Genomic DNA, 6,260 nt, shown 5'->3' on the forward strand with positions numbered 1-6,260 from the left:
TCCAGTAAACCTGGCTTTTGTCACCATTGACTTGTATCCCACCGATAACCCGATACTTGAGTACAAAAACATGAGATTCAGGTGGGTTGAGAGGATGTTGCCAGCGAATCCAAAGTTGATTGTTTTCAATTCCTGTCGTCGGAGCTAAAGGTTGCCCGTTCTCTGTAACTGTAACATCGGTAATTTCATCCACCTTGTTCAGAGGGATGTAGCGATATCGTTCGTTGGTGTAATCATCGGTAAAAACATAATGCTGTGTTTCTGTCACCCACATATCACCATTGGGTTGAACATCCATTTCTACATTGATGGAATCCCAGTAGAAGGGAATGTCTGATGCAGTTGAATGGGTGATGGGAATTAGAATCGTCACGAAAACTGCCATGATTACAATGGCGATTCGGTGAAGTTGTCGAGACTTAAACATAATCCGAGATTAATTGATCTCAAGCAGCGAATAACACACAGTACTTACGCAGCTACACCACAGATGGTGGTAAAAATGCGTTACGCTTCGCTAACACACGCTACTCATAGAGTCTTTGCGTAAGTCCTGACACAGTAGGGGTTGGGTTACCAAACCCCTTCTATGGTTCTATTCGTCCCAGAAACCACTTTTTTCTGCACAAGGGTGAGAAAATGGGGAGGAAATCAGGAATAGTGTTAAGCTTTGTAACAAAAACTGGAGTTTGGCATAATTGTCTCACCCTTGACCCGACTACTAGATCAAAGCAGATGATTTGATCAACCAGAGTTAAAGGGATTCGAGTGTCTTAACATTATGGTGGGTAAGCAGCAACTCAATGAAGAACTCAGGCAGCTAGCTATAAAAGCTCAACAGCATCCTGCCAATACAAAGATGCGGCAAATAGCGCTAACCCGGTTAGTCAATGCCATTCAGCGTTCCGGTCAACTTTGTCGTCCCTATTCGGGTCAGTTTCCTGGCTTGTATGAGGACATTTATACTTCTGCCTGCAATCGCACGTTTCTTTATATCTGTCAAAATATTGATGGGTATGAGCCGAATCGGGGAGAAGTAATAGCGTGGGTTAATTTTATCATGAAAAGACGATTTATTGACGCGATTAATGAAATATTAAGCTCCTTTGTCAAACAAAGTCATTGTTCGACTAAAAGACTGTGGACTGAAAACCTAGAACAGCTTGTAGAATCAGAATTAAATCCTCTTTTATCCTCGGAGATCATCTTCTGGATCAAAGAAGATCCAGACGGTCTTTTTCAAACCACACACATCTCGAATCATACAGAGGTAAATTTTCAATATTTAGTTATCAAGAGAATTGAAGGATATTCATGGCGAGAATTATCCGAGCATTTAAAAATCCCACTGTCAACTCTCAGTCGATTCTACGACCGCTGTTTGACTCGGTTTTCTTCCCATTTGCGAGAATATTTGTATTAATTATATTAGGAATTAGTTCAAACCATTAATCATGAACGAAATAGTAACAAAATCAACATTCAGTGTGGCGTTAACTCAATCCGTACATCGTCTAGCGAACCAGTTGGCGAAACAGCAGTCTAATCCCGAAAAAGTGGAACAAATTTATCTCAATACTTTAACTGTACATGCTGTAAATTTTTACTGTCAATGTATGGGAATTGAGACAGATTTACAAGAAATAAATAGCCGAAATTTAGTGAAATCAAATCCTCCAGACGTTGCCGATTTATCACTCAAAAAGCTAGGGACGCTAAAGTGCCTTCCGGTAGGCTCAGAGTCCCAGGTGGTTAAGATTCCTTCTGGGGTTAGGAAAAACCCGATTGGCTATTTAGTTGTGCAGTTCAATGAATCCCTCACAGAAGGAACATTACTGGGATTTGTCAAAACGGTGAAAACACCAGAGTTACCGTTGATTCAGTTAGGTTCTCTGGAAGATTTCTTAGACCAGATAGAAACTCTGATGACACTAATAAACTTAAGCCAGTGGTTTGAGAATATTTTTGAAAAAGGGTGGCAAAATTGTACCGAAGCATTTAAACTCTCAGCACTACAAACCGCATGGCGTTTTATGCCAAATCCAAGTCAAGTTACCCCTTTTTCCCATAAAAATAGGCAAAAAAGAGATGAAGGAAGTTTTCCAAGTCAATTGGGGATGAGGAAGCCTAGAGTAACAGGGCTTAAACCCATCAACTTAGGTACAAACCAGAGGGATTACGCCCTAGACTTAGTTGTTAGTTTAACCGAAGCCGTTGAGGAAAAAATTGACATTGAAGTGCAAATTCATCCCCGCGATCGCGAAACACTCCCCCTGGGTCTAACCTTGAGCATAATTGATGAAACCGGACAAGTGTTTTCTGAACGTTCAGCCGAAATCAATTCAACTATGCTCACCAAACGATTTCGCGGTAAACTCAAAGAACAGTTTACGCTAAAATTATCGTTGGCAGAAGCCAGCTTCACCGAAAACTTTGCGGTCTAACGGCGTTGAGAGTGAAAGGAGTCGGTAATGAGTCGAGCGGTATATTTAACCCTTGATGGTGACTTAGACAGGGGAATTCGAGTCATCCTGGAATGGGGGGAAGAAGGTTACTCATCCGAAGGGAGAATTAGCGGACGTTTACTGGCTAACCCTGAGATTACCCAACTCTATCAACATTGGCGGACGAATTATCGCCAACTTGAGGAAATTTCCCGCAGCCCCCGCTTAGAAGAACTCCCTGATTACAATACCTCTAGAGAGGATTGTCAACAAGTAGCGGATCAGTTGAAAGAGAAGATCAACCAATGGCTCAACGCTACCTCTAATGAATTTCATCGCATCCGGGATAAATTAGCCGTTCAGTTAAATAACGATAAAGACAAAGACATTCGCGTCTTGATTCAGACTGACAACCCTCAGCTTCAGCAATTACCTTGGCATCTCTGGGATTTTTGGGAAGATTACGGTTCTGTTGAGATTATCTTAAGTCCGTTTGAGTATCCGGAAATTCAACACAAACAACTAAAAAACAAAATAAGGCTATTAGCTATTTTGGGCAAAAATGATGGAATTAATATTGACGTTGATCTAGAAAATTTACAGAAAATACCGGGGATAGAGTCTTGCTTGCTCCCGGAACCGACACGGGAGCAGTTAGAAGATAGGCTTCACGATGAACAAGGGTGGGATATCTTCTTCTTTGCAGGTCATAGTTATACGGAAGGGGATGGTAGCACAGGTAGAATTTATCTGAATGAAACGGAAAGTCTAACCGTTGATGAGTTGCAAAACGCCCTCTCAACTGCTATAGAAAAACGCTTGAGTTTAGCTATTTTTAATAGCTGTGACGGATTGGGGTTAGCTAAGGTGTTAGCTGACTTAAAAATTCCCCAAGTCATTGTGATGAGAGAACCCGTACCCGATGAAGTCGCCCAAAAATTCTTGACCTTTTTTATCGAGAAGTTTTCCCAGGGTGTCTCCCTCCAAAAGGCAGTTAGTATCGCCAGAAAAAGACTGGAATCGATAGAGGATCGACTGCCTTACGCGACATGGTTACCCGTGATGTATCAACATCCAACTGCCGCTTCTTTTACCTGGACTCCATCGTCATCACCACCACCAAGGAAGACGTGGCAAAGGCTTGGTTTAAGATTTGGCTTGGGATTCGCTGTCGTTTTATCTACACTGATGAGCCTTGATAAACTTGCCATAGAATCGGGGAAAACTTGTCCTCCTCATCAGGGGGACTCAATAAGTTGTGGAGAAGAAATTCTGCTGCAACGTTTACCCCCACGGTTAAAGGAAAGGGGGGTCAAATTATTAGCGGAATCGAAGTATACAGAAGCGATTGAGTTGCTTAATAAATCATGGCAGAAAGAGAACAGAGACCCGGAAACATTAATTTACTTAAACAATGCGCTACTGCAAGCTAAAGGCGCAAAATTCTACACCATTGCTGTTGCCGTTCCTGTGATTCAAAGGCAGAATGAATCTACATCCGTAACCGATTCAGAATTAGCTCAAGAAATTTTGAGGGGCGTTGCCCAATTACAAACGGAAGTCAATTTGGGACTCTTTAAGGGTAAGGAAAAACTCGTTGAGAACTTTCCCGGCTATAAGTTTCTGCCCAAGCAAGCGATTAAGAATCAGATAGGTCTGAGAGTTGTCATAACTGATGATAGTAATGATACAGAAGCCGCCAAGCAAAGGGCAGAGGCACTGGTGAAACAGCAAGAGATTCTGGGTGTTGTCGGACACTACACTAGCGAGTCAACGGTAGCCGCGATTGATGTTTACCAAGAAAACAAATTGGTCGTGATATCTCCGGGTACGACTACTGAAGAACTGACAGAAGAGCCGAAAGATGTTTTTTTTCGGACTGTTCATAGTAATCGAGTGGAAGCCAAGTATTTAGCTGATTACCTACGTAACGAAGCGGGTCAAAAACAAGCGGTTGTCTTTTACAATCCTAATAGCCCCTTCACCAGCTCGCTGCGACAGGAGTTTGAAACTCGGTTCAAAGAAAAGGGCGGAACGGTTGTTAACGTAAAAGAGTTTAATTTGTCGAAGAAGAATTTCAATGTCGAAAAAGCTATTACTGAAGTCAACCAACAAGCTGGGGAAACAGCGCTGGTTTTACTTCCAGATGGTCAAGTGACGGATTCTCTTTTCCATGCCATTGATTTGGTCAAGGTTAATAATGGTGATAATTGGATAGTAGGAAGCTGGTCTCTCTACGGTCCAAAGAGTCTCGCCATTGCCGATTTAAAACCCTTTGACAAGTTCGTTTTGTTTTCTCCCTGGCTTAGCTTGAGTAGCCCCAATCAAGAATTCATTCAAGACGCTCGTGATTTGTGGGGAGGAGAAGTTAGTGCGAGAACAGCTCTCACCTATGATGCGGCTCGTGCCCACAAACAAGCTTTAGTCATGCAAGATAAACCAACACGCATGGGTATGCAAGAAACATTAATGGCTTCTAACTTTAGCGCTGAAGGAGCAACCGGAACCATTAAATTTGAACCGAATGGTAATCGCGGGAATCCGCCAGGATTATTAGTACAGGTTGCACCCTGTAGTAACCGACATTACGGTTTAGCATTTGTTCCGATTGAGTCTCCCTACTGTCGGTAACCCGATTAGTTAGAGCGCATCTAACTAGGATCTGCGGCAGGGAGTATTGACACAATCACAGAAGCAACAGGACTTACTAGAGAAATTGAGGAACTGTAGCGCTTCTAGATGAAACTAGCGCTTATTGGAAGCGGGTTAAATTATAGTAGACATTATACCCACCAGTTTTTTGGGCGAGGTAATATAGACATAGCTGTTCCAGAGTTATGGATATGATTTCGGATTCTAATGGGCAAGCGGCTATCATTCGTACAGAGAGGGGACTAACGATCTCAGGAACCCGTGTTACTTTATATGACGTGATGGACTATGTTACAGAGCAATACCCACCAAAGTTCATCCGTGCCATGCTGAGTCTTACAGATGAACAGCTAAGTTCTGCGCTATCTTACATAGATTCCCATTGGACTGAAGTTGAAGCAGAATACCAAACCATTCTCAAAGAAGCTGAAGAATTGCGACAGTACTATGAACAGCAAAATCGTGATCGTATTGCTCACATTGTTGCAAAACCCCCAAGACCAGGCACAGAAGCAATTCGGGCAAAGCTTCAAGTAGAACGAGCCAAGCTTGAATCGCAAGCATGAACATTCTGGTTGATCATAATTTACGTGGACACTCTGTACTCCTTGCAGGTCGTCTTGCTGCAAGTGGCTGGCTTGAACTAATTTCCATTCACTTTATTCTCTTTGAAGAGGTAGGGTTAGAAGTTAGTAGTAGCGATCGCGTGGTTTGGCAATGTGCCCAAGCTAACGAGATGATTTTACTCACTGCTAACCGAAGCATGAAAGGAAAAGACTCGTTGGAACAAGTGATACGCGAAGAGAGTACCCCAATATCGTTGCCTGTCATCACAATAGGAAATATTGATCGGTTGCTTGTTGAACCGGAGTATCGGGATCGTTGCGTTAATCGCTTGGTCGATATCATCGTTGACATTGAAGACTATCGAGGTTCAAGGCGAATTTTCATTCCCTAATGCAGTTACAGGCAAGAGAGTAAGCTTGCATTATCACCACAAGTACGGAAGACCCGAGATTTTTCAGGGTTAACTAACAGTCCGTAAATATCTAGACAATTAGTGACATAACTAGACATTTTCTATGATATAGTCAGGCAATGTCTAGTTTAACCCCCCAAGAAGCAGCCACTCGACTAGGTGCCACGGTCTTGCACTTTGCACCG

At 42.6% G+C, this 6,260-nt stretch carries 6 protein-coding genes; 5 read left to right on the top strand and 1 reads right to left on the bottom strand.

What is annotated here, in order from left to right:
• A partial coding sequence (locus RIE73_RS00005; RefSeq protein ID WP_446399219.1) for a DUF2207 domain-containing protein occupies window positions 1-427 on the bottom strand: 427 nt, incomplete at its 3' end.
• Window positions 428-781: 354 nt separating this feature from the next.
• On the opposite strand from RIE73_RS00005, the gene RIE73_RS00010 reads away from it, so the two are divergent.
• From RIE73_RS00010 to RIE73_RS00030, 5 genes are all read left to right on the top strand, one after another.
• Window positions 782-1,423, top strand: coding sequence for a sigma-70 family RNA polymerase sigma factor (locus RIE73_RS00010; protein WP_446399220.1), 642 nt, complete (start codon window positions 782-784; stop codon window positions 1,421-1,423).
• A 31-nt stretch (window positions 1,424-1,454) separates the two neighbouring features.
• Entirely contained in the window at window positions 1,455-2,444 is a 990-nt protein-coding gene (locus tag RIE73_RS00015; protein ID WP_446399221.1) for a DUF1822 family protein, read from the top strand.
• Between the two features lie 27 nt (window positions 2,445-2,471).
• Window positions 2,472-5,075, top strand: a complete 2,604-nt coding sequence (locus tag RIE73_RS00020; RefSeq protein ID WP_446399222.1) for an ABC transporter substrate-binding protein — start codon at window positions 2,472-2,474, stop codon at window positions 5,073-5,075.
• Between the two features lie 212 nt (window positions 5,076-5,287).
• Complete coding sequence (locus tag RIE73_RS00025; protein ID WP_446351400.1) at window positions 5,288-5,662, top strand: DUF433 domain-containing protein; 375 nt, start codon at window positions 5,288-5,290, stop codon at window positions 5,660-5,662.
• Window positions 5,659-6,054, top strand: coding sequence for an ACP S-malonyltransferase (locus tag RIE73_RS00030; protein WP_446351401.1), 396 nt, complete (start codon window positions 5,659-5,661; stop codon window positions 6,052-6,054). Before RIE73_RS00025 ends, RIE73_RS00030 begins: the two co-directional genes overlap by 4 nt.
• The last annotated feature ends 206 nt before the right edge of the window (window positions 6,055-6,260 follow it).

The sequence above is a fragment of the Coleofasciculus sp. C1-SOL-03 genome, from assembly GCF_040220555.1.
In the GTDB taxonomy this organism is placed as follows: Bacteria; Cyanobacteriota; Cyanobacteriia; order Cyanobacteriales; family Coleofasciculaceae; genus Coleofasciculus.